At 59.9% G+C, this 25683-nt stretch carries 23 protein-coding genes; 19 read left to right on the top strand and 4 right to left on the bottom strand.

The genetic code is table 11. The features are described from left to right. Positions 1-235 precede the first annotated feature (235 nt). From ACP7BZ_RS09370 to ACP7BZ_RS09450, 17 genes are all read left to right on the top strand, one after another. A complete protein-coding gene (locus tag ACP7BZ_RS09370; protein ID WP_426112345.1) occupies positions 236-1999 on the top strand; it encodes an OmpA family protein in 1764 nt (587 codons plus the stop codon). Between the two features lie 8 nt (positions 2000-2007). Next, complete coding sequence (locus tag ACP7BZ_RS09375) at positions 2008-3579, top strand: hypothetical protein (protein WP_426112347.1); 1572 nt, start codon at positions 2008-2010, stop codon at positions 3577-3579. Continuing rightward, the gene (locus ACP7BZ_RS09380) at positions 3576-4424 is read left to right on the top strand and encodes a hypothetical protein (RefSeq protein WP_426112349.1); all 849 of its coding nucleotides are present in this window, start codon (positions 3576-3578) and stop codon (positions 4422-4424) included. The genes ACP7BZ_RS09375 and ACP7BZ_RS09380 overlap by 4 nt, the downstream gene beginning before the upstream one ends. A 186-nt stretch (positions 4425-4610) precedes the next feature. After that, on the top strand, positions 4611-4808 hold the full coding sequence (locus ACP7BZ_RS09385; RefSeq protein WP_426112351.1) for a hypothetical protein: 198 nt from the start codon (positions 4611-4613) through the stop codon (positions 4806-4808). Between the two features lie 360 nt (positions 4809-5168). After that, entirely contained in the window at positions 5169-6179 is a 1011-nt protein-coding gene (gene dusA, locus ACP7BZ_RS09390; protein WP_426112353.1) for a tRNA dihydrouridine(20/20a) synthase DusA, read from the top strand. A gap of 501 nt (positions 6180-6680) precedes the next feature. Further along, the gene (locus tag ACP7BZ_RS09395; RefSeq protein WP_426112355.1) at positions 6681-8456 is read left to right on the top strand and encodes a methyl-accepting chemotaxis protein; all 1776 of its coding nucleotides are present in this window, start codon (positions 6681-6683) and stop codon (positions 8454-8456) included. Positions 8457-8533: 77 nt separating this feature from the next. After that, on the top strand, positions 8534-8872 hold the full coding sequence (locus tag ACP7BZ_RS09400; protein WP_426112357.1) for an energy transducer TonB: 339 nt from the start codon (positions 8534-8536) through the stop codon (positions 8870-8872). A gap of 54 nt (positions 8873-8926) precedes the next feature. Next, on the top strand, positions 8927-9277 hold the full coding sequence (locus tag ACP7BZ_RS09405; RefSeq protein ID WP_426112359.1) for an energy transducer TonB: 351 nt from the start codon (positions 8927-8929) through the stop codon (positions 9275-9277). 145 nt (positions 9278-9422) lie between these two features. Next, the gene (locus tag ACP7BZ_RS09410) at positions 9423-10661 is read left to right on the top strand and encodes an MFS transporter (RefSeq protein ID WP_426112361.1); all 1239 of its coding nucleotides are present in this window, start codon (positions 9423-9425) and stop codon (positions 10659-10661) included. A 169-nt stretch (positions 10662-10830) separates the two neighbouring features. Continuing rightward, positions 10831-11478: a sigma-70 family RNA polymerase sigma factor gene (locus ACP7BZ_RS09415; RefSeq protein WP_426112363.1), complete on the top strand. Its 648-nt coding sequence runs from the start codon at positions 10831-10833 to the stop codon at positions 11476-11478. Beyond that, a complete protein-coding gene (locus ACP7BZ_RS09420) occupies positions 11475-11789 on the top strand; it encodes a hypothetical protein (protein WP_426112365.1) in 315 nt (104 codons plus the stop codon). Before ACP7BZ_RS09415 ends, ACP7BZ_RS09420 begins: the two co-directional genes overlap by 4 nt. Before the next feature lie 84 nt (positions 11790-11873). Then, positions 11874-12656: a bacteriorhodopsin-like gene (locus tag ACP7BZ_RS09425; RefSeq protein WP_426112367.1), complete on the top strand. Its 783-nt coding sequence runs from the start codon at positions 11874-11876 to the stop codon at positions 12654-12656. A 113-nt stretch (positions 12657-12769) separates the two neighbouring features. After that, entirely contained in the window at positions 12770-13651 is an 882-nt protein-coding gene (locus ACP7BZ_RS09430; RefSeq protein ID WP_426112369.1) for a polyprenyl synthetase family protein, read from the top strand. Next, entirely contained in the window at positions 13648-15162 is a 1515-nt protein-coding gene (gene crtI, locus ACP7BZ_RS09435; RefSeq protein WP_426112371.1) for a phytoene desaturase family protein, read from the top strand. Before ACP7BZ_RS09430 ends, crtI begins: the two co-directional genes overlap by 4 nt. Beyond that, positions 15159-16139 carry a phytoene/squalene synthase family protein gene (locus ACP7BZ_RS09440; RefSeq protein ID WP_426112373.1) on the top strand — a complete coding sequence of 327 codons (981 nt, stop codon included), beginning with the start codon at positions 15159-15161 and terminating at the stop codon, positions 16137-16139. Before crtI ends, ACP7BZ_RS09440 begins: the two co-directional genes overlap by 4 nt. Next, on the top strand, positions 16123-17301 hold the full coding sequence (locus ACP7BZ_RS09445) for a lycopene cyclase family protein (RefSeq protein ID WP_426112375.1): 1179 nt from the start codon (positions 16123-16125) through the stop codon (positions 17299-17301). The genes ACP7BZ_RS09440 and ACP7BZ_RS09445 overlap by 17 nt, the downstream gene beginning before the upstream one ends. After that, positions 17298-18200, top strand: coding sequence for a Brp/Blh family beta-carotene 15,15'-dioxygenase (locus tag ACP7BZ_RS09450; protein ID WP_426112377.1), 903 nt, complete (start codon positions 17298-17300; stop codon positions 18198-18200). Before ACP7BZ_RS09445 ends, ACP7BZ_RS09450 begins: the two co-directional genes overlap by 4 nt. A gap of 682 nt (positions 18201-18882) precedes the next feature. On the opposite strand, the gene ACP7BZ_RS09455 is transcribed toward ACP7BZ_RS09450, so the two are convergent. Then, a complete protein-coding gene (locus tag ACP7BZ_RS09455; protein WP_426112379.1) occupies positions 18883-20523 on the bottom strand; it encodes a recombinase family protein in 1641 nt (546 codons plus the stop codon). A gap of 780 nt (positions 20524-21303) precedes the next feature. On the opposite strand from ACP7BZ_RS09455, the gene ACP7BZ_RS09460 reads away from it, so the two are divergent. Further along, entirely contained in the window at positions 21304-22371 is a 1068-nt protein-coding gene (locus tag ACP7BZ_RS09460; protein WP_426112381.1) for an HAD domain-containing protein, read from the top strand. 244 nt (positions 22372-22615) lie between these two features. Continuing rightward, positions 22616-23197: a hypothetical protein gene (locus ACP7BZ_RS09465; protein ID WP_426112383.1), complete on the top strand. Its 582-nt coding sequence runs from the start codon at positions 22616-22618 to the stop codon at positions 23195-23197. A gap of 174 nt (positions 23198-23371) precedes the next feature. Here ACP7BZ_RS09465 and ACP7BZ_RS09470 read toward each other — a convergent pair whose 3' ends face one another. The 3 genes from ACP7BZ_RS09470 to parA all read right to left on the bottom strand — a co-directional run bounded on the left by ACP7BZ_RS09470 (position 23372) and on the right by parA (position 25148). Further along, complete coding sequence (locus ACP7BZ_RS09470) at positions 23372-23731, bottom strand: hypothetical protein (protein ID WP_426112385.1); 360 nt, start codon at positions 23729-23731, stop codon at positions 23372-23374. Positions 23732-24123: 392 nt separating this feature from the next. Continuing rightward, positions 24124-24483 (bottom strand): hypothetical protein, encoded by a 360-nt coding sequence (locus ACP7BZ_RS09475; RefSeq protein ID WP_426112387.1) that lies wholly within the window; start codon positions 24481-24483, stop codon positions 24124-24126. Beyond that, a complete protein-coding gene (gene parA, locus ACP7BZ_RS09480; protein ID WP_426112389.1) occupies positions 24480-25148 on the bottom strand; it encodes a ParA family partition ATPase in 669 nt (222 codons plus the stop codon). Before parA ends, ACP7BZ_RS09475 begins: the two co-directional genes overlap by 4 nt. Positions 25149-25683 lie beyond the last annotated feature (535 nt).

Consider the following 25683-nt stretch of genomic DNA (forward strand, 5'->3'; position numbering starts at 1 on the left):
CTCATCGGCCGGATTGACACAATTATTGCGTCGACGATCGGCGTGCTGATGGGCGTCGTCGCCAGTGCCGGAATAGAAACTTGCAGTGGCGATAAAGCATCATTACAATCGGGAAATAATTAAAATGATTAGCCATTTCTTTAACTATTGCTGTTTTTCAACTTTTGGCGCGCATACCAGGTGTTGTCCTCGATGACAGTCGCCCGCTTTCACCTCACGGATAAGGTTTTTACCGATGAAATTTGCTTCAATCAAGCAGGCCACTGCCGCTGGCGTTGCCCTTTGTTTGGCCGGATGTGCCACCGCGCCCGGGCAGCAGGGTAATGGCAGCTTCACGAATACCTTTAATAATCCGGATCCTTGCTCGAATAACGCGCGCAATACCGGCATGGTGGCCGGCGCCCTGGTCGGCACCCTGATTGGCGCTAAACTGGGCAACAAGGACCGCGGCGCCATGCTCGCCGGTGCATTGCTGGGCACCACGGTGGGCGCGATGATCGGCGCCGACATGGACAAGCGCCGTTGCGACATGGCCAAGGTGGCCCAGGATTACCAGTTACGCATGACGTTTTCCGCAGTCGCCAGCGATGGCGGCGTGATGAGCGATGCCGCACTGAGCCGCTCGGGCAACGCTGCGGAAGTGAAGAAAACGGCGATCGGCAATGTGGTGTCGGTGCAGGACGAGGGCGGCCCCGGCGGTCACTTTGAAAGCAATTCGGATGTGCTGACCCGTCGCGCCGAGCAGTATTTCTCCGCCATTGCCGACGTCTACAACCAGGCCAAGATGGCGCAAAGCATCAGCGATGCCGGCCAGCGCGAGCAAATCTTGCGCGCCGGCGCCGATCGCAAATTGTTGCTGGTCGGTCATACCGACGATACCGGTTCCTCCACCCTGAATGCCGATTTGTCGGAGCGCCGTGCCAAGGCGGTGGCGCAGTATCTGGAGCGCCGCGGCATTCCACGCGAGCAGATTTATTATCAGGGTGGCGGCGAAGTCTACCCGGTGGCCGACAACAACAGCGAAGCGGGACGCGCGGAAAACCGCCGGGTCGAAATCGTTGAATTGAGCAGCACAGCCAATCTGAGCAAGTACCTCGAAGCGCGCCGCTCGAATTACCAGTTTTACCGGGCGGTGCCTGCCAGGACCGATGCAGTGAGCGTGGCGGCGGTCGAACCGACGCGGCCGCCAGCGACCACCAAGGGCGAGGCGCGCACGACAAAACCGGCCACGCCAGCGGCGGCCGGCGCTGGGACCGACAAGTCCGCCAGCGCGAAAGTGGTGGCCAAGGCCGCTGAAAAAACTACACCGGCGGCGCGCCCGGTTGCTACTGCGGCCCCCACGGCCCCCACGGTCCCCGCGGCCAGCGCCCCCGCCGTCATCGCCGCCAAGGCGCCACTGCTCAAGACCAGCGGCAAGCAGCTCGATTTCGGCGGCGCCCCGCTGGCGCAGGCGACGCTGGCGGCCAGCAGCGTCGGCAGACTGGCCCACCAGCGGCCCCTGTTTTCCCTGATCAGCAGCGCCTACGCTGACGATGCCCCGGTACTGTCGGACTGTTCGCAGGACCGCCCGCGCGTGGCCGGCGCCGTGCGCGCACTCAAGGATGGCGCCACCTATAAAGTGGCCGAGCACGTTCCCGGCCTGTACGGCAAGAGCTGGAGCGAGCGCGTCAATGGCCACCAGATCGTCATCAACCGCGTCGCCGTGCTGGCCAGTGAAGCGACGCTGGCGCAAATGCCGGAGTTGAAGGTGTACGCCAATTATGATCCGGCTGCCAATCGCAATCCCAAGCCGGACGTGTCGATGCGCCCTGAAGTCAATACCTACCTGGCCGAAGGCGGCATCTTGTACCGCATGTTTACCGGCGGCGCCGGTGGCATGCAATGCGTTGATATTGTCTACAACCGCAATGGCGGCAGCGTCGCCAAGGGCGGCAATATCGTCTATGCCCATGACAATCGCCTGTACGTCTCTCCTTTCAAACCCGCCATTGCCAACTGAGAATTATCATGCTATCCGACCTTATCCATACTTATCCCGTCCTCTTGTGGACGCTGGTATACACGCTGATTGCGGCGCTTGTCATTTCCCTGTTGTGGGACAAACTCAAATGGTGGTGGCTCAATACCTGGTACGTGTTCCCTGCAATCGGCAAGCTCAATAGCCTGTCGAAAGACTTGCACCAGCTGCAGGATGGCAGTGGCTGGTTCAAATCGGAACGCACCTTGTGCCAGGATTACAAAACCTTCGTGCAAGTGCAGTCGGAAAACGATTTCGAGCAGCGCATGACGTATCTGCACAAGGCGGGCGATAACGGCCGCTCGTTGACGCCGCTGGCGATCTGGGTGCTGGTGATCGGCTTTGTGTTCATCGAAGCGCAGGGTTTTAGTTATGTGCTGGCCGGCTACACGGTGCCGGGCGCCAGCGAAACCACGCAAAAATATGCGGCCGTCGGCATTGCCTTCATCGTCTCGGCGCTGTGCGTGTTGCTGACCCACTTTGCCGGCCACGAGTTGTACGTTTCCATGAAAATCAAGCGCGCCCGCAAGGACTGGATCGAAGACGGCGGCAAGAGCAAACTGCGCAGCCGCTCGATGCCGCTGACGGCGCCCCAGCACCTCGACGACGACCAGCCCGAGTACACCCAGGTCAGCAACCGCGTGGGCACCGATGCCAGCTTCGTGGTGGCCTGGGCCACTCTGGCCTTCGTGCTGATGATCGCCATCGGCGCCACCTATGTGCGGGTGCAAAGCGCGAATAAGCTGATGGGCGACATCGTCACCACCCAGAAAGCTGAACTGCGCGAGCGCGGCAGCGCGGCAGCCGGACTGGATCTGGCCAAGCAGAACGTCATTCCCGAAGCCGACGGCAAGCAAAGCCAGGATGCTGACGGCAAAGCGGTCGATGAAGCGGCGCAATATGATTTGCATGGCTACTGGGTGACCTTCTTCATCCTGGCCGTGCTGTTCGTGTTCCTGCAAGCGCTGGGGGTGTTTTTTGGTTACCGCTGGGGCTTTGCCGGTGAAAACAGCAAGGCCGCCTTCAAGGCGCTGGGCAAGGGCCGCTTCCTCACCTATGGCGATGTGCGCAGCGCGTCGCAACAGTACATCGACAAGGCACAGACCCAACTGGAAAACCTGCACCAGCGCATGATCCAGCGCCATGCCGAGCAGGGCAATGGCGTCGCCATTCACCCCAATAAATCCTTCCTCGAATTTCTCGACGTCACCGAGCAACAGGACACGGCTTACCGCAAAAAGAAGCGCGATGCCCGCCACACCGAGCAGAGCCAGGCCGACGAAGACCTCGAAATCGCCAAGCAGCGCAGTCCACGCGTGACGCCGGCGCCGGCCGCTGTGGTCGCCCCAGCGCCTGCGCACGTTACCGATGACGATGCGCAGCTCGACGCCGCGCTGCACCAGCTCGACCAGCTGGGCGAGGATGCCAAGGCCAAACTGGCGTTTCTCGACACCTTGAGTGAAACGCTGTACGACGCCGTCAAAGCCGAACTGCAGCAACGCAAGCAGGCCAAGCAATCGGCCACCAAGCGCCGCGCTGCCGAAATGGAGGACTTGCTGTGATCGCCCGTACAGCAATCATGCTGGCGGCAGCCCTGCTGTGCAACGCTGCCTTTGCCGGAGTGGAAGAAGCGGTCCCCAGCTGCTACGACCACAAGCTGGGCGTGACGGTGGCCGCCAGCAGCACCGAATTATTCATTCTGGTCGATCAAACCACCTTGTTCGATGCAACCTTGCAACAGCAGGTGGCCGACAACAGCCGCCTCTTCATGGGCCCGGGTAACGCCTTTTCGATCATGACGTTTTCGGCGTTTTCGCAGGGGCACTATGCCCAGGTGGTCAGTGCCGGCAACATCGAGCCGGCCATTGCGGCCGCCGCCCGTGACGATATTTCCAAGCCGGTACTCAACAAATTCGATGCCTGCGCCAAGCGCCAGCCGCAAATTGCCATGCAAGCGATCGGCACCGCCCTGCGCGGCGCCTTCGCCGGCGCCAATGCGGACCTGGCCAAATCGGATGTGATGGCGTCGCTCAAATCGATGTCGAGCCGGGTGAAAAATTCGACAGCCAGCCGCAAGATCGTGCTGATCGCTTCCGACATGCTGGAAAATTCCTCGGTCAGCAGTTTTTATGAGAACAAGGGTATGTCGGTCAAGAACATCGATGGCGCCCGCGAACTCAAGCTCGCTGCGGATAACGACCTGTTCGGCGACTTCGGTGGTGCCAAAATCTACGTGATCGGTACCGGCCTGCTGGCGGACGACGCCAAAAAGGGCAGCAAGTACCGCGATCCCAAGACCATGCGCTCGCTGCTCAGTTTCTGGAATCAGTATTTCCAGAAATCGAATGCCACCGTGGTCGAGATCGGTCAGCCTGCCTTGCTCAATAACATTAGTCTGGGACGCTGAAAACGCCAGCCTTGCGGGGAAGGGCGTTTATACAAGTAAAAACGGGACAGGCACCGCGGTACCTGTTCCATGTGTGTACTGAACGACATTTTCCCAATACCGACTGCAACCAGCAACTCCCAGTCACTTGCCCTCGCCGCCGATGCGCGCCTGCCGAGCGCGGTGCGCATTTTCCTCTAGCGTCTGTTGCGCAAGGCATTCGTCGACCGCCTGGCGGCCGGCCAGCTGCGCATTGCCAATACCGGCGCCATCGACGCCGTATCGGCCGACGGCCAGTGGCACGCGCATGGTGACGGCGATGGCCGCACCGTGCTCGATGCACCCGTCGCGGCCCTGATGGCGCTGGCGACACGCTACCAGATCGCCCCCGGCCTGCACGCCTAGACAGCGACGAATTTCCGTCCCTGGCTAGCGGACGCGCCGGCGCGCCGGCTGTCCTGGGCCAGTGACGCCGAGGATTTTTATACAAAGGGACCGGCCATGGCGGCCGCTGCACCGCTGACCTGCCTGTTCGACGAGGCCGAGTATGGCAGCCGCGCCCACCCGGCCAGCTGATCTTGGCGCGGCGCGCGGCGCGGATTGCGGGCGCCTGCGTGTTGCCGGCGCTGCCGATGGCCGGGGCGATCAGCGCCCTCGCGTATAATGGCCCTCCCGCGGGCGCGGGCGCAACCATCCCTTGCGCCAGCGCCACCATCCCTGTTGGCACGCCATGCGGCGTTCGCCCTCCGGTCTCAAGAGAGCAGCATGCTAGATAACACCGACAACCCCGTGAACGGCCGCCGCCTCAGCGTCGCCCCGATGATGGACTGGACCGACCGCCACTGTCGTACCTTTCACCGTCAAATTACCCGCCACACCTGGCTGTACACGGAAATGGTCACTACCGGCGCGCTGGTCTATGGCGACGTCGAACGGCACCTGCGCTTCAATGACGAAGAGCATCCGGTCGCCCTGCAGCTGGGCGGCAGCGATCCTGCCGATTTGGCAACCGCCGCCAAACTGGGACAGCAATACGGCTACGATGAAATCAACCTGAACTGCGGTTGCCCGTCCGAACGGGTGCAGAAGGGCGCGTTTGGCGCCTGTCTGATGGCAGAGCCGCAACTGGTAGCCGATTGCGTCAAGGCCATGCGCGACGTCGTCGATATCGACGTCACCGTCAAGCACCGCATCGGCATCGACAAGATCGACGATTACAGCTTTGTGCGCGATTTCGTCGGCACCATTGCCGACGCTGGTTGCCAGACCTTCATCGTGCATGCCCGCAATGCCATCCTGAAGGGCCTCTCTCCCAAGGAAAACCGCGAGATTCCGCCACTGCGCTATGCCACGGCGTATCAGCTCAAGCGCGATTTTCCGGCGCTGGAAATCATCATCAATGGCGGCATCAAGACCAGCGACGAGATCGCCCTGCACCTGCAGCACGTCGATGGCGTCATGCTGGGCCGCGAGGCCTACCACAACCCCTACGTCATGGCCGAGTACGATGCCCGTTTTTACGGCGACGCCAGCGCCGTCAAATCGCGCGAACAAGTGCTCGAAGCCATGATTCCGTACATCCAGGCGCAACTCGATGCCTTCGGTGGCAGGGGCTTGAAGCTCAACAGCATCACCCGCCACATGCTGGGATTGATGCAGGGCTTGCCCGGTGCGCGCCTGTTCCGCCAGATGATGTCCGATCCCACCCGGCTGGCCAGCGCCGACCCGCGCCTGTTGCTGGAAGCGGCCGCCGCCATGCAGCGCCGCAGCGCCTGACCCTCGCTCTGGCAAGGCCGCGGCGCTTGCATTGCCTTTGAAGTAACGCAAGCGCCCGCAAGCATTGTCACTCTGATCTTTCCCGCTCCGTCCCGCCAGTGCGCGGCCCCGGCCATGTCGCACCATGGCGGCGCGTTGTCGCCCTGCCATGGGGAGGCCAATGACTCGCTTGCATCAAATGTGACTCAAGCGTGCATCAAGGGCCATCTCGTTTCCACATAGAAACAACAGTCCTTGCGGTAACGCAAGCATTCGCTTGCTCGCTGGCAATATAGCCTCCTATAATTACCATTCAGTAAAGCCATTTGTAACAGAGACCGGGCCAGTTGGTTGTTGTTGTTTTGTAACAAAATGGCGGCTTTTCTCGAATTTGCATCCGCAGTCAAAAAATTTATTCTATCCTTTAAGCAACTTGCGATACGTCAACTGTTGGCGTGAAGCAAATAACAGCCGGCATAACTGGCTTAGCCGATTACAACGTCTCCTAGAAAAAGATACGAAATGAATTTATCCAATATGAAAGTGGGCATGCGCCTCGGCCTTGGCTTTGCGCTGGTGCTGTTCTTCCTGGTGGCCGTGACGATCATCGGTATCTTCAGTACCGGGCAGATCCAGGGACGCCTCGACCGCGTGGTCGGCGTCAACAACGTGGTCACCCGTTACGTCATCGATATGCGTGGCAATGTCAGCGACCGTATCAATTCCTTGCGCATTCTCACCATGATGTCGGGTCCTGACGAAATGGAAGCCGATCTGAACCGCGTCAAGGACCAGACCCGCAAGTACGACGAGATGGAGAAAAAACTCTCCGATAAATTTGCAATCGAAGCGTCGCCGCAAGAAAAAGCCCTGCTGGCGCAAACCAAGGAATTCGAAGCGATCGCTTTGCCGGCGATTGCCAAGGCGCAGGAACTGTGGCTGGCCAACAAGGCCGAAGATGCCACCCGCGTGATGATCAAGGAAATCAAACCAGCCCAGAAAAAATGGATGGATGCGCTCGATCAACTGGCCGCGCTGGAAGACAAGCTCAACACGCAGAGCCAGGTCGATGCCAAATCGGCTTACGACAGCGCCCGTAATTTCATGCTGATCCTCGGCGCCATCGCCGTCGCCCTGTCGGTGCTGGCCGCCGTGGTAATTACCCGCGGCCTGCTCAAGCAACTCGGTGGCGAGCCTGACTACACGGCTAAAATTGCCGGTTCGATCGCCCACGGCGACCTGTCGATTGCCATCGACGATGCCAGCAAGGGCAGTCTGTTGTTCGAGATGAAAGAAATGCGCAACAGCCTGGTCAACATCGTCGGCCAGGTGCGCGTCGGTACCGAGACCATCGGCACGGCCTCGCGTGAAATCGCCGCCGGCAACATCGATCTGTCCTCGCGTACTGAAATGCAAGCCAGTTCGCTGGAGAAAACTGCGTCCGCCATGGAAGAGCTGACCTCTACCGTGAAACAGAACGCCGACAATGCCCGTGAAGCCAACCAGCTCGCCGCCAGCGCTTCCGAAGTGGCCCGCAAGGGAGGGGAAGTGGTCTCGCAAGTGGTCGATACCATGGGTTCGATCAACGCCTCGGCCAACAAGATTGTCGACATCATCGGCGTCATCGATGGCATCGCCTTCCAGACCAATATCTTGGCGCTGAACGCTGCGGTGGAAGCGGCCCGGGCTGGTGAACAGGGCCGCGGCTTTGCCGTCGTCGCCTCGGAAGTGCGCAACCTGGCGCAACGCTCGGCTGCTGCAGCGAAAGAAATCAAGACCCTGATCGGTGATTCGGTCGAAAAAGTCGAACGCGGTAGCAAGCTGGTCGGCCAGGCCGGCGTCACCATGGACGAGGTGGTGGCCAGCGTCAAGCGCGTCACCGACATCATGGGAGAAATTGCCAACGCCAGCCAGGAACAGAGCGCCGGGATTGCCCAGGTTAACTTGTCGATCATCGAGATGGATTCGATGACCCAGCAAAATGCTGCGCTGGTGGAAGAAGCCGCCGCCGCCGCCCAGAGCCTGCAAGATCAGGCCAGCGAGCTGGCGCACGTGGTCAGCATCTTCAAGCTGGTTGAAGGCGAGCAGGTCAAACTGGCAGCGCCGTCGCACAGCCTGGCGCTGGCGCCAGCGGCCTCGGCTGCATCGAGCAGCCGGCCAGCGGCCCGTCCGGCCCTGAAAAAGCCGGCCGCCGCGCGCAAGCCGGCCGCCGTTCCGGCAGCAGCCGCGGCCCCGGTGAAGCCGAAGAAAGCGACCGCTGCAGCGAGCAGCGGCGCCGACGAGTGGGAAGAATTTTAAGCAAGGCCGGGCTTCCGGCACCGATGTGCGTATGACCTTTTTGATTAACTTATTGAATACGAAGTGGAACTTGAATCATGAACAAGCTTATCCGTAGCGCCGCCGCCCTGATCCTGACCGGCTTCGCCAGCACCGTCCTGGCCGCCGAAGTCCCCGCCAGCGTCGACGTCAAGAACTGCAAGGCCGACTATCCAAAAGCCTCGCTGATGAATGAAGAGCAGGGCGAAGTGTCGCTGGCCTTCCTGGTCGCTGCCGATGGCACCGTGGTGGAATCGAAAGTGGAAAAATCGAGTGGCTTCAAGGGCCTCGACAAGGCCGCGCTGAAAGGCCTGAGCGCCTGCAAATTCAAGCCGGGCACGAAAGATGGCGCGCCCGCGCAAACCTGGGCCAAGGTCGATTACAACTGGAAGCTGTGATCGTCGGGTCGCGGCACGCGTTGCTGAATTAAGTTAATTAATGGGGGAATTGGTATGTCTGCAAAATCGCGTTATCTGAGTGTCATTGCCGCTGTGATGTTGTCGAGCCTGACCGCTGCCGTGGCTGCTGCTGAAGTACCGGCCGTGTTCGATTCGAAGACCTGCAAGGCGGACTATCCAAAGTCCTCGCTGATGAACGAAGAGCAGGGCACCACCTCGATGTCCTTCCTGGTGGCACCCGATGGCGCGGTGGTCGAAGCGAAGCTGGAAAAAACCAGCGGCTTCAAGAGCCTCGACAAGGCCGCCATGAAATCGATCAGTGCCTGTAAGTTCAAGCCCGGCACCAAGGATGGCGCGCCAGCGCAGACCTGGACCAAGGTCGATTACGCCTGGAAGCTCGATTAAGTTCACTTGCGTTTCCCCATCAATAGCCGGCGCCTGCCGGCTATTTGCATTACAACATCCGCTGCATGTTGTTTGACCCGCACCCCGGCTTGCGCACAGTCGGAAAGCATGGACGCCCGCCAGGCCGGTCCGTATATTGTGCGGCATGAAAAACACGCTCCTGATCGGCGCCGCCTGCATGCTGGCGCTACTATCGACCATCGGCGCTTCGCTGCCGTATCCAATCCTGCCGCCGCTGTTCGCCGCCGGCACCGTCAACCAGTTCAATCACTTTCTCGGCTTGCCGCCCAAGCTGCTGTTCGGCCTGGCATTGACCATCAACCCGCTGGGGCTGATGATCGGCGCTGCCCTGATGGGGCCGCTGTCAGACCGCTATGGCCGCCGCCCGGTGCTGTTGACGACGGCGCTGGGCGCGGCCATCGGCCATGCCTTGACGGCGTGGGCGCTGGTCATCCAGTCCTACCCGCTGTTCCTGCTGGCCCGCTTTGTTACTGGTCTGCTTGAAGGCAATGGCGCGGTGGCGCGCGCCATGCTGGCCGACCGCCTCGAAGGCCCGCAGCGCCTGCAAGCGTTTTCATGGCTGAACGGCGCCTTTTATACGGGCTGGCTGGCGGGGCCGTTGCTGGCCGGCTTTACCTTACAGTGGGGCATCACCACGCCGTTCTGGGTGGCCGTGGTGGCGCTGCTGGTGATGGCTGTCCTGGTGGCGCTGGTGCTGCCGCGCGAGACGCCATCGACGGCGACGACGTCCTGGTGGCATGTGGCGCGCCGCCAGCATTCATTTAACTTGCTCCAGCACGCTGAACTGCGCACCCTGTTCGTCATCCAGCTGGCGTTCACCTGCGGAGTGACGGCCTTTTACGAGTTCTATCCGCTGTGGCTGGTGGAGGTGGCCCATTACGATGCCCGGGGTATTGCCTGGATGACGGCCTTGCTGTGCGGCCTGATGACTGCCTGTGCACTCACCTTTGCCGGCCGCGCCAGCAAGGTGGCGCCGCTGCGCCGCGCTGGCTGGTTCGCCTTCGGCGTGGCGCTGATGGTCGCCGCCGTGGCGCTGGGCACGCTGTGGATGGGGCTGGTCGCCATCGTGGCATTTGGCATCCCGAATGCCTTTTATAACGCCATCATGCCGAACTGGTGCGCCGACCGCTTCGGCCACTATGGCCAAGGCGCGGTGATGGGGCTGCTGTCGACGATCTTTTGCGTGGCCAACATCCTGATGGCGCTGGCGGGCGCAGTACTGGCGCTGGTCGACACCCGCCTGGTGCTGGCGCTGGGCGCGCTGCTGGCCGGCTGGGCGGGGTGGCAGTTGTGGCGCTGGCAGGCGCTGCCGGCGGCCCAGCCGGACGGCCGACCCAAGCAGGCCACCAGCACCAACTTTTAATGCTGGCGCGTTGGACCGGCGCTCGATACCGCGCCCTGCACTGGGGCGCCTGATGGTCAAAAAAGTTGGTCAAACATAAATACCCAAACATGGTTATTATCATGGTCGTTTAAGAAATACATAGACGACGGAATCCGACCGCGCCGGACACGCTTGTAGAAGGCACCCCATGTCCACATTGTTGCAGGCGCATCCTCGGCCCGGACTGTCCGAAATTGGCAAAGTCGACGATCTGTTGATCCGCCGCTTTTGCGACGGCGACTTGCGCGCTTTCGAAGTGCTGGTAACCAAATACCAGCGCCGGGTGGCCGCGCTGATCAACACCTCGGTGCGCAATGGCGCCGTGGCCGAGGAACTGACCCAGGAAGCCTTTCTGCGCGCGTACCGCAGCTTGCCAGGCTTCCGTTTCGAAAGCGCATTTTCCACCTGGCTGTACGCGATCGCCCGCAACCTGACCACCTCGTATTTCAGGGATGGCCAGGTGCAGGCCGAAACTGCCGTCTCGATGGATGTGCTGCTTGAAACGGTGACGCCGCTGGAAAACGCCAGCTGGGAAGGTCTGGCGCCCGGGCCGGACGACTATCTGATCGGCGCCCAGTTGGCTGCCGGCATCGATGAGTCGATCGCCAAGTTATCGCCCAACATGCGCAGTGCCTTCCTGCTGCGCGAGCGTGACGACTTGAGTTATCAGGAAATCGCCGACCAGCTGCTGATGCCGCTCAATACGGTACGTTCACTTATTTTCCGTGCGCGTGCAACTATTGGTTCCGATATACGTCCAATCCTTAGCAAAGCTATTTCAATGAGGTCTCTTTGAATTCGATCGCAGCCAGTAACAACATCGAATCCGTTTTGGAACTGCTCGAAGAAGAGATGAGCGTTGCCGCATTCCAGGCTGCCATTGAGGAACTCGATGCCGCACCAGTGTTGATCGAGTCCCTGATGGCAGTGCAGTGTGTAAAAGATGCTATGCAGGGCAATTGTCGTCCTGACCGGAATTACAGCGCGGCGATCATGCAATTCATCGCCGCTGCCGAAGCCGGGCACGCTGCCGAATGTGGTACCGATTGTGGTACCGAAAGAGATGCCGAAATCGATCCCGAAAGCGATCGCAACGAATGGCTTTGATACGAGGAAGCGGATCCGTGCTGGGCTCGCTTTGCACCGGAATAACAATAATCAGCTTGTGAACTCACAAGATTCGGAGAATCCATGGATATCATCACCCTAGACCAGTATGAATTAGTGTTTAACGCGTTTTCATTTGCCATTGCCGTCATGGGCGCAGCGACGGTGTTCTTTTTTCTGGGGCGTTCGCAGGTTGCCGCGCCCTACAAGACGGCCATTACCGTCACCGGTCTGGTGACGCTGATCGCGGCTTACCATTACATCCGTATTTTCGCCTCGTGGGAAGCCTCGTACACGGTGCTGGCAGGCCAGGTGACCGCAACAGGCGTCAAATTCAACGACGCCTATCGCTACGTCGACTGGCTGTTGACGGTACCGCTGCTGTTAATCGAACTGATTCTGGTCATGCGCTTGTCGCCGGCCGAAACGGTGGCAAAAGGGACCAAGCTGGGCATCCTGGCAGCGTTGATGGTCGTGCTTGGCTACCCGGGTGAAATCTCTGCCATTCCAGCCACCCGCTGGCTCTGGTGGACGCTGGCCATGATCCCCTTCGTGATCATTGTCTACGACCTGTTCGTCGGTTTGAAGCGTTCGATCGACTCGCAACCCGAATCGGCGCGCGGCCTGATCAGCGCTGCACGCTGGCTGACCGTGGTGTCGTGGTGCTTCTACCCGGTGGTGTTCGTGTTCCCGATGATCGGCTTTACCGGCGGTGCTGCCACCACGGCCGTCCAGGTGGGCTACACCGTCGCTGACATCGTCGCCAAAGCCGTCTTCGGGGTACTGGTCTACATGATCGCCGTGCGCAAATCTGCCGCCGACGCGCATGTCGCAGTATCGCCTGCCGAACGCAAGCTTGGTGCCTGAGTTCGCCGCCTGAAGGTGAGTGCATGAGCCACCGGGGCTTCTGGCCCTGGTGGCATTTTCCCAGTCGCTGGAGCAAAACCATGTATCCGCATGCTGTCTTATTACCTGATCAGGTGCTGCTTCCAACGCCCGTCATTGCCGCCCCGGCTGCCACCTTCGAGCGCCTGCTCGCGGCGGTCGAAGCCCATCTTTTCGAATCGACCGCTGCGCTCAAGCAGCCAGTCCATGCCGATGTGGGCAAGGCCATTGCCTACCATCTGCACAGCGGCGGCCAGCGCATCCGCGCGCGCCTGGCCATCCATGCCGGGCTGAGCCTTCAACTGGCGGGTGACGACATCATCGCCCTGGCCAGTGCGGTTGAACTGTTGCACAACGCGTCCCTGATTCACGACGACTTACAAGACGGCGACACCCTGCGTCACGGTGCGGCGACGGTGTGGGCAGCGTTTGGCGCGAACACCGCCATCTGCGCCGGCGACCTGATGCTGGCAGCTGCCTACGGCGCCCTCGGCGCGTTCAGCGCGGCGGCGCGCCTGCCAGCCCTGCTCAGCCTGACGGTGGCGCGCACCGCACGCGCCATCCACGGCCAGTGCATCGACCTGAGCGGCCCGACCGGCTCTGACATCGCCAGCTACGAAGCGATGGCGATGGCCAAATCGGGCGCTTTACTGAGCTTGCCGACTGAACTGGCCCTGCTGGCCGCCGGCCGCGTCGACCTGCTTGGCAGCGCCCGCCGCGCCGCCGAAAGTTTCGCCGTTGGCTACCAGATCGTGGACGATATCGAGGACATCGGCATCGATGCCAACCCGCTCAAAAAAACTGCATCATTCAACATTGTGCTGCTCCAGGCGGGTGAGCAGGCGGCCGCGCGGGCGGCAGCAGTGCGGCTTGCCCACCTTCATTTTGAGCGGGCGATCAGTGCCGCCGGTGAATTGCCTGATGGCAGCGGCGACTTGCTGATCGCACTGGCACAGCGCCTGGCGAGGCGCCTGTGAGAGACGCGGCGACGGAGGGCGGCGCGCACGCCATCGTTATCGGCGCCGGTTTCGGCGGCATGGCGTCCGCGCTGCGGCTGCGCGCCAAGGGCTACCAGGTCACGCTGATCGAGCGCGGCGGCGCCCCAGGTGGCCGTGCCCAAGTGTTCGAACACGGTGGTTTTCGACATGATGCCGGGCCCACCGTCATCACCGCACCATTTTTGTTCGAAGAATTGTTTGCACTGTTTGGCGAGCGCCTGGCTGACCATCTGACACTGGTGCCGCTGACACCCTGGTACCGCTTCCGTTTCGCCGATGGCGACACCTTCGATTACGGCGGCACGCTTGAGCAAACCATGGCCGAGATCGCCCGTATCGAGCCGCGCGACTGCGCCGGCTACCTGGCCTTGCTGGACCATTCAAAACGTATTTTCGCGGTCGGCTTCACGGAACTGTCGGCCCAGCCCTTCGACCGCTTGACCACCATGCTGCGGCAAATCCCGCGTCTGATTGGACTGGGTAGCTATCACACCGTGTGGGGCTTGGTATCGCGCTATCTGTCGAGTCCCAAACTGCGCCAGGCGTTTTCCATCCAGCCGCTACTGGTAGGCGGCAATCCCTTCAACACCACCAGCATCTATGGCCTGATCCATTTTCTCGAGCGCGCCTATGGTGTCCATTTTGCCATGGGCGGCACGGGCGCCATTACCGCCGCCCTCGCGCAATTGATGCAGCGCCAGGGCATTGTGCTGCGCCTGCACACCACCGTGGCAGCGATCCGCATCGAGCACGGCCGTGCCACCGGCGTGCAGTTCGACGACGGCGCCGCGCTCGGTGCGGATCTGGTGGTATCGAACGCCGATGCCGCCCACTTGTACGGCGCCATGCTCAAGCCGCGCCAGCAGGCGCTGTCGGCGCGTCTTAAACTGGCTGCTGCGCATTATTCGATGGGCTTGTTCGTGCTGTACTTCGGCACCACGCGCACCTATCCGCAGGTGGCGCACCACACCATTTCGATGGGGGTGCGCTACCGCGAGCTGCTCAAGGATATTTTTGACCGCAAGGTGCTGGCAGACGATTTTTCGCTGTATCTGCACCGCCCCACCGCCACCGATCCCAGCTTCGCACCAGCGGGCTGCGACAGTTTTTATGTGCTGTGCCCGGTGCCCAACCTGCAAGCGGCCATCGATTGGCAGGCACAGGGCCCGTTGTTGCGCGACCGCATCGTGGCTGCGCTCGATGCGACCTTGCTGCCGGGACTGCAGCAGTGCATCACTGCTGATTTTTTCAAGACCCCGCACGACTTCGAGCATGATTACCTGAGCGTGTACGGTGCCGGATTTTCGGTTGCGCCGCTGTTCCGGCAATCGGCGTGGTTTCGTTTCCACAACCGCGCCGAAGGCATCGAGAACCTGTACCTGACCGGCGCCGGCACCCACCCCGGTGCTGGCTTGCCGGGCGTGCTGTGTTCTGCCAAGGTGGTCGATGCGCTAATTCCTGCCGCCGGCGTGGCGGTGCCGCTGCCATGACGCCCGCCAGCACGCCAGCACCCACCCGCGCGCAGCGCGCTGCGCTGGTCAACGCCGCCGACACGCTGCGCGCCAAGGGGCGCAGTTTCTACTGGGCCGGGCATTTGCTCAGCGCAAGCCACGCCGCGCGCGCGACCCGCCTGTATGGTTTTTGCCGCTATGTGGATGACCTTGCCGATGAAGCGACCTGCGTCGAGCAGGCGCAGCGCGCACTGGCCAGGCTGAGCGACGACATTGCTGCCGGCTGCTCGGATGACCCGGCCACGCGCGATGTGCTCGAGCTGATGGCCGAGTGCGCGATCGACGCCGCGCTGATGCTCGAACTGATTCGCGGCGTGGCTTCCGACCTGTTGCCGGTCCGCATCGTCGACGACGCCGCCTTGCTGCGCTATTGCTACCGGGTCGCCGGTACGGTCGGCTTGATGATGTGTCAGCTGCTCGACGTGCGCGACGAAGCGGCGCTGCGCCATGCACTCGACCTTGGCATCGGCATGCAGCTGACCAATATTTGCCGCGATGTCAGCGAAGACGCGCGTGCCGGCCGGCGTTATTTGCCGGCCTCGCGGGTGGGGGCACTGGCGCCACAATTGCTCATTGCACCGGCTGCAGCGCTGCAGCCGGTGCTGCGCCAATGCGTGGCTGCATTACTGGCACAGGCCGACGTTTATTATCGCAGCGGCGAGCAGGGATTGCCTTATCTGCCGCTGCGCGCACGCGGCGCCATCCTCGTCGCGGCGCGCTTGTACCGGGCCATTGGCGCGCAGTTGCGGCGTCACGATTACGCCTTCTGGCACGCGCGCGCCGTGGTCCCGGCGCGCAGCAAGGCAGCGCTGACGCTGCATGCCCTGTGCAGTTTGCCGCTGGCATCCCACCGCTGGCGCGCGCACCGCCTGCACGACCCGGCGCTGCACGCCCACTTTGCCGATTTGCCGTATGCGCTGCCGCGCAGCGAACGTCCGCATGCGCACCGACTATGACCTGATCATCCTCGGCGGTGGCTGCGCCGGGCTGAGTCTGGCCATGCGCCTGGCCGCGCTGGGGCCGCGCTGTCCGCGCACGCTGATCATCGAAGCGCGCCCCGCGTATGGCAACGATCGCACCTGGTGTTTCTGGGGCGAACCGGCAGCGCCGCTGCGTCATCTGGTCGAGCAGCGCTGGCATGCGCTGACCATCCATACCGACGGCGGGCAGGTGCGCGTCGATTGCAGCGCCATGCCTTACCAGCGGATCAGCGCCGGCGCCTTTTACGCCGAGGCGCTCACGCTGATTGGGCGTACGGCGGCGATCACGCTGCGGCTGGGCGAAGCGCTCGCCAGCAACCCGCGCAAGGCTGGCGGCAGCTGGCATATGGAAACCCGGCAGGGCCCCGTGCGCGCGGCGCGGGTGGTCGATACCCGTGCTACTGCGACACCGCGCAGTGGTGCGGCCACCCTGTGGCAGTCGTTTTACGGCCATGAAATTGCCTGCTCGGAGGATCTGTTCGACCCCGCCTGCGTGGCGCTGATGGATTTTCGCCACGCCGCGCCGCAGCGCATCGAGTTCACCTATGTGCTGCCATTGTCGGCGCGCCATGCGCTGGTCGAAGTGACGCAATTTGGTCCGCAACCACTGGGACCGTCGCAACTGCGGGCCGCGCTCGAGCGGGCCATTGCCGGGCGCACCGGCGGCGCTGCCTGCCGGGTGCTGCGCAGCGAGCACGGTATCCTGCCGATGGGCCTGCACGAGCAAGGCGCGGCGGCGGACCCCACCTATGTGCATGCCGGCATCATGCAGGGGGCGGCGCGCCCGGCCACCGGCTATGCATTCCAGCGCATCCAGCGTTGGGCCGCACGCTGCGCCGAGCGCCTCGGCGAGGGAGGATTGCCGCTTGGGCATGCGCTCGATGCAGCGCTGCTGCGCGCGCTCGACGCACTGTTCCTGTCGCTGCTGCGGGCCCGGCCAGATATCGCGCCGGCGCTGTTTCTGCGCCTGTTCGAGGCGGTCGACAGCGCCTGTCTGACACGCTTCCTGAGCGACCAGGGCAGCCTGGCCGACTGCGCGCGTATCGTCGCCGCCTTGCCTGCCGGCCCATTCCTGCGCCAGTTACCGGTCGCACTTGTAGAACGGGCAGGGCGTCGCCGCGCCGCGTCCGCATCATGATGCTGCTGCGTGCCCAAGGATTGTTGTATTGCGCCATCGGCGGCGCGGTCGCCGCCGCCGCCGCCGCCGGCCTTGCGCCCGCGCTCGACGGTGCTGCCATGTTGGTGCTGCTCGCGGCACTGATCTTCCTGCTGGGCGTGCCGCACGGCGCGCTCGATCCGTTGTTCGCCGAGGAACTCTACGGCGTACATGGTAGGCGCCGATGGTGTGGTTTCGTGCTGGCCTACGTGGGCGCAGCCTTGCTGGTGGTGCTGCTGTGGCGTTACGCGCCGTCACTGTTCCTGGCCGGCTTTCTGCTGCTGTCGGCGCTGCATTTTTCGGGCGACCCGGCGCGTGGTAGCCGGCGTACGGCGCGCCTGTTGTACGGCGGCGCTGTCATCGTGCTACCGGCCCTGTTCCATGAAGGGGAGATGGCGCGTCTGTTCGCCTTCCTGGTGATGGCGCCAATGGCTGCCGCTCAAGCGGGCGTGTTGCACCAGCTGAGCGGGCCATGGTTGCTGGCAACGGCGCTGACGGCGGCCTGGCAGGCGCGCAGCAACTGGCTGAGCGGCCTCGAAATGGCGGTCACGGCGGCCCTGGCCCTGATGGCGCCGCCATTGCTGGGGTTCGCCGTCTTTTTTTGCGCCATGCACAGCGCGCGCCACATGGTGCGCACCTGGCAGTATGTCGGCGCCGATGCCGATGCGGCGGCGCGCCTCGGTCGGGTCGCGCTGCTTCCCATGCTGGCCACGCTCGGGCTGGGTGCTGCTGCGGCCTTTTACTGGCGCGCGCAGCCGCTCGAGGCGGCCCTGATGCAATGGCTGTTTGTCGGGCTGGCCGCGCTGACGGTGCCGCACATGGCGCTGGTGGAGCCGGTGCGCTGGCGTGACTGGGTCAGGCCAAGCGCCGGCGTTGGCTGATGTCGTCTGAGGTTGCCTGCGGTTGCCTGAGTGCGCGCCGTCAGCGCAGCATAGGGCCGAAAAAAAGACCTACCGGCTTGCGCCTGTAAGTCTTTGATTTACTACCAATTCTGTGGGGTGGCTGATGGGGAACCACCACCCATTCGCAGACCCCAGTATCCATGCGGGTTTGCGGCGTGTTGTTACACAGCTATGTGTAACAGGAAGTGTAGCAGTTTTTCGCTCCTGATGACGCCCGTGGAGCGTACTTTTCAAATTTTTGCAACCGGTGGGGCTGGGTAATGACTTTAAGTTCAGGCTGATGCCGGAGACGCGATAACCTCACTTTTGGGCGTCGCGCGTTTGTAGCATCAAGAGTAACCAGCTGACAAAGGTCCTGGGACACAAGACGATGGAAACGCGCAGATTGGCCTGGGCACTTGTTACCTGGCCTATTGAGGCGGCATGCATGCTAAGGCGTCGGGGCTGAAGGTGCCTACGCCGACGTTCGCTCTGCCACTAAATACGTAGTCGGAGTCGGTTGACCAGCTGTTTCGAGCCGAGCCAATCTGAGCGCTAGTGAGGGGTCCGCTGCCAAAATGCATACCTGCATTCCCATTATGAGTTCAACATACTGTGGTCCCAGAATATGATGAAAGAGTACTAGAAAAAAAAAGGCGTCCGGTTGGGGGCGCCCTCAGAATTAACCTGCGATTTCCTGTTCTTCAATGAGCCACCGTGATGGTCGGCTGGGGCCGCCTGTAACACTGTACTGGAGCCGCGTTATCTCACCATCAACGACGGCCGTGTCGCTGAGCTCAGCGAGCGCGATACCATGGGCAAACTCGAGGATAAATTCTGAGCTAAATCTACTGCGCTTTCCAAGGTAGAGAATCGACGGAAAAATGTGCCGCAACGCCGCTCGTGCCTGTTCTGGCTTGACTTCAGGCCCAAAAATTCGCGGCGTCAGCCCTCTTGGATTGACTTCAAGCTGGCGCTCAATCGTGACCTTATCGACGCTCCTTTCCAGAGTTTCGAGACGCGCAAGCTCGGCCGCGAGCTCACGTTTTTTGACCAGCACTTGGCGGTATTCTGCCTCTACTGCAGGGTCCTCCGTATCGGCCGCCGTGAGCATACGCAAGAGCATCTTGAGCTTATTTTCATGCTTGACAACAATCCGCTTGAGCTCAAGAATGCGTACCCCGTTTCCACCTTCGAGCCGTGTTCTCAAGCGCTCCCGGAAAACCTGTTCAGCTTCACCGGCAAACATACGCTCGAGAACATATGTCAACAGGGTTTGCAAACCGTTCGCTGATACATACGTTCCCGCGCGTCCTGGCACCCCCGCCGCAGCGGCTTGTTGGCATTGCGCGCAATACAATGATGGTACGGCACCGCCGGTCGCGACTGTTAGCGTCGCTTCGCACTTGCTACATTGCACCAGACCTGCGAAGAGGTGCCTTCCCCCGCCTCGCACGACGCGTCCTTTTCCCTCTTGGTTGCAGTAGAACCATGTCTCGTCGTCAATAATTCTCAACCCTGGCCGAGGATAATCTACCGGTGCTAGAGTTTTTCCACCGCGCTTCCGCTTCGCTTTAGTGAAAGGGCTGCCGTTCCATATAAATAAGCCTCGATAGATTGTATTTCGCAGCATCTGAAATATTGTTCCAGGGCGCCAATAACGTATTGCCGCGTCCTTAGACTTCCTTGGCGTGGGGACGCCTTCCTCGTTTAGCCATAGCGCGATGGCTGAAAGTGATGCTCCATTCCTGCGACGACAGAATATTTCGCGCACGTAGGCCGCCTTAGCCTCATCTACAAGCCAAACGGTACCTGCTTCTGTCTCACGCAACTGGGTATATCCAAACGGGGGCGCGGCAATCATGAACCCCCGCTCGAGTTGGCCAACCATGGCACGAATGACTCGGTGTCCTGTCTCTCTGACGAAATGCGACGCCATCACTCCGCAGAAGCCAAACTGTAACTGCCATCCTGGGGTGGCCGAGTCAATTCCGTCTGTAGACAAAAGTCGTACACCGCTGTTCTCAACGCGTTCTTGCAAGTGCGCTAGCGCGACAGCGTCACGTGCGAGACGGCTCACCTCGTCAACGACGAGCGCATCAAATTCCTTACGCTCCCAGGCACGTAGAAGCTTCTCGTAGCCACTCCGTTTTGCTAAACCCTTTGCTGTGCCGGTGATGTTGGCGTCGAAAAAGACAAGCTCGTCCGGCACCGAATATCCTAGGTCTTCAGCTTTTTCCCGGGCACGTCTGACTTGGTCCTCGATAGAGGTGGCTTTTTGCTCTTCGGTGGAATATCTAGCGTAGATTGCTGATTTTTGCATGCTTGCTCCTGAAATGGTTGCGGCGGTAGTGCGGCGGCTATCTCTACAAAAATGTCGATTAAATCCGACATAGGGTGACCTGATTTCACGTTGTTCTTTCCTTTCTTAAAATGTCCTATTTGCCTAACTGCACTACGTGTAGCCACCGCTCATCCAAAACAGATGCCTGTTCAATTGATAAAGGGGGGCAATTTTCTAAGTTGGCCAGAAGCTAAGGAATTTGAATGGCACGAAAGTCTTGCAACATCGCTTCGCAAGCTGACGACCCCTGCGAGGCGGTCGCGCGGGAGGAGATGAAATTTGCGTTGAATAAAGTACGGATGTGCTGGGCGCACTGGTTGCGGCCGCTTGGCGGCGGCGCTGTAAGAAAGTGCGGTTGGCGTTCAGGTCAACGTGGCGAGAAATATTTCGAATTCCAGACGACCCCTGCCATGCGCCCGAGGCTTCGGTATCCAAAAGTATACGAGATTTGTATACTCATACAGTTCAGCGATACCTCTGAATAATGGTCGTGGTTCGGTGTCTAATCAACGTCGCCGCAAGCAGTTTCGACGTCGAAACTCAGTAGCATCGACGTCGTAATGGCGTGCAGGGATAGCACAGATTGCCACGCTGGCTTTGCCCCGGCCGGCCGGGGCAGTTACGTCGGTCCATAACCGCTCAACGCTTACGCAGTTTTGACGTCGAAACTAGGAAGGGTCACATAGCGTTTTCGGCGGTTTCTTCAATTCCTCCCTACATCTGCGTGCGCAAACGCTGGGTGGAGCGTATGCTTTTAGCATGACTACTAATCCCGTTCTCTACCTCGACTATGACGGAATTCTGCATCCGACAGACGTGCGCGTTACGCCGGAAGCGCCACTACAACCGCGCGTATTTGTGCGCGGCGAGCCTACGGACCAGCCGCTGTTTCGGTACATGTCACTGCTCGAGTTGCTGCTGGCACCGTACCCGGAGTTGAGAATCGTTCTGGCCACGTCGTGGGTCCGCGCCTTTGGGTATGAATTTGCTATCGCTCAGCTTTCGCCTAAGCTCCAGGCTCGGGTTATCGGAGCCACTACGTTTCCGGCACCGACGCGGTTTGATAGCATCGATATCGATGCCGAAGAAAGAGGACTTACCCGGTGGCTAGCGCTCGACGATGACGTGTGTGGCTGGCCTGCAGAGCGACAGCACCAGGTCGTGGCGCCAACGAGTCCAGTGCTTGGCCTTGCGCAGCCTGGTGTTGCAGCAGAGCTGGCGACAATGCTCGAAGCACTATGCACGGGACAGCCGCTTGAATTAATAACAAAAGTCGGCAATGTTCTGCCGCCCGCGGACCGCTTGCAGGGGCTTCCCGGCATCACGGAAACTGAAATGATTGACGCTCTTGAGGAAGATGCGCGAGTGCACGAGATACTGCGCCAGGCGTTCACCCGTCAGGTCGTGCCACTCGCCACAGCTGGGTCGATAGTGGCTGGAGCGAAGATAATGGCTGAGTTCCGGCAGGCATCGGCAATGGCTGTCCTCGCCCGGATTAAGCGCAAGGAACTCATCAACGGCATTGAACTCGCGGCTCGGCTCAGCGTTAGTGCGGATGCTCTCTGCGCGGCAATCGAATCTGGTCAACTATTCTTTTTCGAGGGTCCTGATGGCGAGCGCTACTACCCCGCTTTCTTCGCGGACAAAAGGTATGCCAAAGAAGCCGTCAACGCCGTGTCGCTGGCTCTCGGAAGCCTGCCTGGGCCATCGAAATACCACTTCTTGACTAGCAAATCCGTGCGCCTAGGCCAAGCCCCCATCGAGGCTCTGGAATCGGGACGGCTAGCAGAAGTATTGCTGTTAGCTGAAGCATTTCGCGAGCGATAGCCCGCCCGTGGGGCGCAGTTTCAGCGTTTAAAGTCAGCGTTGGAACAGAAATACATCTATTTCGGGAATGGGAACGACTTCCGACAAATCGGTCCTGCATCAAGCTTGCAAATTGAGGTGTTCGCCATGCGTTTGCTCATCGAAGCAATCCGATAAATGGCAATGCGGAATTTCGCGAAACTTCTTTTTAGCGAAGATTGCTATACGCAGGGAGACTCCACTCCATGGAGTCGTCGGAGGTCATGTGAAATTAGCTGAGAAAAATGTGTCGGTGTTCCAAGCGCGCTTGTTGTCACCAAGTGAGGTTCGGACAGAAATGTTTGAGCGAGGCGGCGTCTTGCCTCATGCTTATCAGCAGAGCTGGTATTTGTGCGGTGATGTGTCAGATAATTTTTTCAGCCGGGTTGAGAAACACGAGAAAATTGTGCACAGTCTAAATGTTTTCACGACTGTAGGGCATGCAAGTTTTGCGGTGTTTGTCCTCCAAATACAAGACCAACAGCTGAGGTTCTTGCTACCGTTCGCCTCAGAAAAAAGTTTGATGTTTTTTGGTCAGGCTTGTCGTACCGGAGTGTTTCTATCTCTTGGGCAGCGAGGAAGTAACAATGCGCTCCTGCAGGAATTCTTGTGCGAGCCTGGAATACTTGCAAACTTGAGTACCTTGTATCAGGCGCGACCGGTGCCACAAGGTGAAGAGGCAATGAATGAATTGAGACAGGCTGTTCAAGCTATGATGCGGCTCTCGACGATTCCGAGCGATTGTGAAGGAATTCCGGTGTCAGAGGTGTGCTTGAACGTTGTGCTCGACGACGAACCTGCCAAATAACAATAATTCAAGGGCTCGCTTCGGCGAGCCCTTTTTTAATTGAACTTAAGCGGTGGGAGCAAAGCTGCGTTGCGATGTCGTGTTCAGCTCGGACATGCACCGTTGAAAAAGCGCCACCCACCAGAAATCTGGTTGATGGCGCTTGTTGAATGAAATCTTCGGGTACCTGTTCTATTAGTTCAATGGTTCACTGCACTCGTGTTCTTGCAAATCATTAAAGTCATCGATGCCGAATCTGCGGCGCTGGTCGCCCATCAACGCCCGAAGCTCTCGGATGCCCAGGCCGGTGACATCGTGCATGCGAACCAATACGGTGGCGCTGACTGGGAGCGTTTTACTGCGAAGTTTACTAATCATCGGTGCGGACAAATATAACGCTCGCGACAGTGCCGCATCATTCCTCACACCTAAATGCTCAATAAGTGCGTCGAGCAAATTACTTGGTTCAGCTTGGACGCAAGGAGAAGGCGTCAGTGTCCTGTGCTGACGCAATGCGGAGGATTGTGCTGCCAAGTTGGTTTGTAAGTTGCTCATGGATATGTCCTTTCTGGTTGAAGCGCCAGCGAAAATCGGATGGGCTTGTACCGTATAGGTACATTTTTCAAAAAAGGCTCGCGTCGGTTAGTAAAAATACTGAAGGTAGAGGAGGAGCATGTCGTGCCGGGACTCGTCATGAGCGGCTATCCTGCTTTTTCTCAGGCGCAATTCCCATAGAGCGGATTTAGAGGCTAATCCGTTGGCGCATTGCCGCAGTCCTCTAACAAGTTTTGATGTCAAAATTTATTTCGATAAAAGAATGCAATGCAGTCTCACTCCCCCGGCGCGGAAATTTCTTTGGATGTGGCGCAGCGCCGGGTTAGGCAGCGTGCTGTCCAGCGGAAAAATACCGTTATAGCGCGATGAGCGTTATAACGGTATGAGATGAATTAGCTTTTCCTGCCAGGCACCAGCTTTTCAAGCCGGCCAAGGGCCTCTACCAATTGTTGACCATTGAGGAGGCCGAGTGCTTGTAGTCCGGCGCGCACGACTTCGCTTTTACTTGTCGAACTCCGGCCCTCCTTGTTTGCAATGATGCGCAGCTCCTCGATTCTGGCATAGTCATCCGGAGGCATCGAGAACGTATCCCGTATGACGGACGATTTTTGTGGGGGTGGCACCGGCTCTGGAACGAATTCCGGGGCCTTCAGCAGGATAGAATCCGCCTTTTCGAATCGGTCCACCAAAGCCACATCCTGTTGCGTGACTGTCGCCCGCACCTTGACATTGTCGAACATCTTTTTCGTCATTTGGATTCTCCCAGTAGTGCCAACACCTCGTCGGCGAGTGCTTTGACCTCATCGGCCGCCGCCTTCGCATCGCGACCCAACGCCGAAACCGAAACGCCGCTCACGACCGCTTCCTGATACGCGGTTCGGTTCGTCAGCCGCGACGACATCAACGGAATGCCGAACTCATTCAATTCCTTCATGATGGCGTTTGACAACGATGTTCGCACGACCCGGTTCGGCAAAATGACGGCAATCAAGCATGGATTTAATTCCATTCCCCGCTCAATCAGACGTTTGGCTCCCAGACACGCCCAGAGGTCGGCGGGTGACGGTGGCATTGGAACGATGACCAGGTCAGCCACGAGAATCGCCGACTGCGGACTTAACGAATCCAATCCCGGCGGACAGTCGACGATGATGAAATCATAGTTATCGAGGTGCTTTTGAATCTCGCGATGCACTTTTCCCGCATACGCCGAAAGGTTTACAACTGCTGCCGGAAACGGCTTACCTTCCGGCGCTGCGTTGGCCCAGGCGGACGCTGATGCCTGCGCATCACAATCCGCCACGAGAACACGGTACCCCCGCTCAGCGAGCTCACCCGAGAGGACCATGGTGGTGGTTGTTTTGCCGACCCCGCCCTTGGGGTGCGTTACTGCGATTAGGAAGGCTTCTTTACGCATATTGGTTTCCTTTTATTGACAATGCTTTCGGTTGGAACGGTCGTATTCGTTCTACTGATATGTAGCGAATGGATTTATATCGGCGGTGGGACGTGGCCCAAGCTACTGCGGTCACCGGAGCGAACCGGGCAACCGCAGAAGGAAGCGGAAAAACGCGACGGCGCGCATACCGATGTTTCAAATCATGTTCGCGTTGGGGTCTATGCACGTATAGCGAACGCGCGGTGGAAACAGCGCTGGCGATATCAAATTTTTGAGCAGAGGATGACGGTTGCGAATGGCCGGCCGGGTGCGGGCGACTTCTGGTGGTGGCAGCGATGAGAGGTGAGAGACGGTATTAGCCCGGCCAGAAGCGGAGCGGCACGCAACAAGCTATTACGATACAACCCGCGTGACAGGATGGAATGAATTTTATGGTATAAATGATATAAACGATATTAATGGTCTATATGATAATTTCAACATCCTAAGTGCGTTTGCCAATTCAGTGTCGGTGACTGGTCAGCACCAGAGCGATGGGCGCCGTTAATCATGT

The sequence above is a fragment of the Massilia sp. PWRC2 genome (assembly GCF_049896725.1).
GTDB lineage: Bacteria > Pseudomonadota > Gammaproteobacteria > Burkholderiales > Burkholderiaceae_D > JAFCUW01.

Excerpts from the sequence above, each read along its gene's own strand:
- ACP7BZ_RS09370 (WP_426112345.1), top strand. The coding sequence starts at position 236 with ATGAAATTTGCTTCAATCAAGCAGGCCACTGCCGCTGGCGTTGCCCTT.
- ACP7BZ_RS09375 (WP_426112347.1), top strand. The coding sequence starts at position 2,008 with ATGCTATCCGACCTTATCCATACTTATCCCGTCCTCTTGTGGACGCTG.
- dusA (WP_426112353.1), top strand. The coding sequence starts at position 5,169 with ATGCTAGATAACACCGACAACCCCGTGAACGGCCGCCGCCTCAGCGTC.
- ACP7BZ_RS09395 (WP_426112355.1), top strand. The coding sequence starts at position 6,681 with ATGAATTTATCCAATATGAAAGTGGGCATGCGCCTCGGCCTTGGCTTT.
- ACP7BZ_RS09400 (WP_426112357.1), top strand. The coding sequence starts at position 8,534 with ATGAACAAGCTTATCCGTAGCGCCGCCGCCCTGATCCTGACCGGCTTC.
- ACP7BZ_RS09405 (WP_426112359.1), top strand. The coding sequence starts at position 8,927 with ATGTCTGCAAAATCGCGTTATCTGAGTGTCATTGCCGCTGTGATGTTG.
- ACP7BZ_RS09410 (WP_426112361.1), top strand. The coding sequence starts at position 9,423 with ATGAAAAACACGCTCCTGATCGGCGCCGCCTGCATGCTGGCGCTACTA.
- ACP7BZ_RS09415 (WP_426112363.1), top strand. The coding sequence starts at position 10,831 with ATGTCCACATTGTTGCAGGCGCATCCTCGGCCCGGACTGTCCGAAATT.
- ACP7BZ_RS09425 (WP_426112367.1), top strand. The coding sequence starts at position 11,874 with ATGGATATCATCACCCTAGACCAGTATGAATTAGTGTTTAACGCGTTT.
- ACP7BZ_RS09440 (WP_426112373.1), top strand. The coding sequence starts at position 15,159 with ATGACGCCCGCCAGCACGCCAGCACCCACCCGCGCGCAGCGCGCTGCG.
- ACP7BZ_RS09445 (WP_426112375.1), top strand. The coding sequence starts at position 16,123 with ATGCGCACCGACTATGACCTGATCATCCTCGGCGGTGGCTGCGCCGGG.
- ACP7BZ_RS09450 (WP_426112377.1), top strand. The coding sequence starts at position 17,298 with ATGATGCTGCTGCGTGCCCAAGGATTGTTGTATTGCGCCATCGGCGGC.
- ACP7BZ_RS09455 (WP_426112379.1), bottom strand. The coding sequence starts at position 20,523 with ATGCAAAAATCAGCAATCTACGCTAGATATTCCACCGAAGAGCAAAAA.
- ACP7BZ_RS09460 (WP_426112381.1), top strand. The coding sequence starts at position 21,304 with ATGACTACTAATCCCGTTCTCTACCTCGACTATGACGGAATTCTGCAT.
- ACP7BZ_RS09470 (WP_426112385.1), bottom strand. The coding sequence starts at position 23,731 with ATGAGCAACTTACAAACCAACTTGGCAGCACAATCCTCCGCATTGCGT.
- ACP7BZ_RS09475 (WP_426112387.1), bottom strand. The coding sequence starts at position 24,483 with ATGACGAAAAAGATGTTCGACAATGTCAAGGTGCGGGCGACAGTCACG.
- parA (WP_426112389.1), bottom strand. The coding sequence starts at position 25,148 with ATGCGTAAAGAAGCCTTCCTAATCGCAGTAACGCACCCCAAGGGCGGG.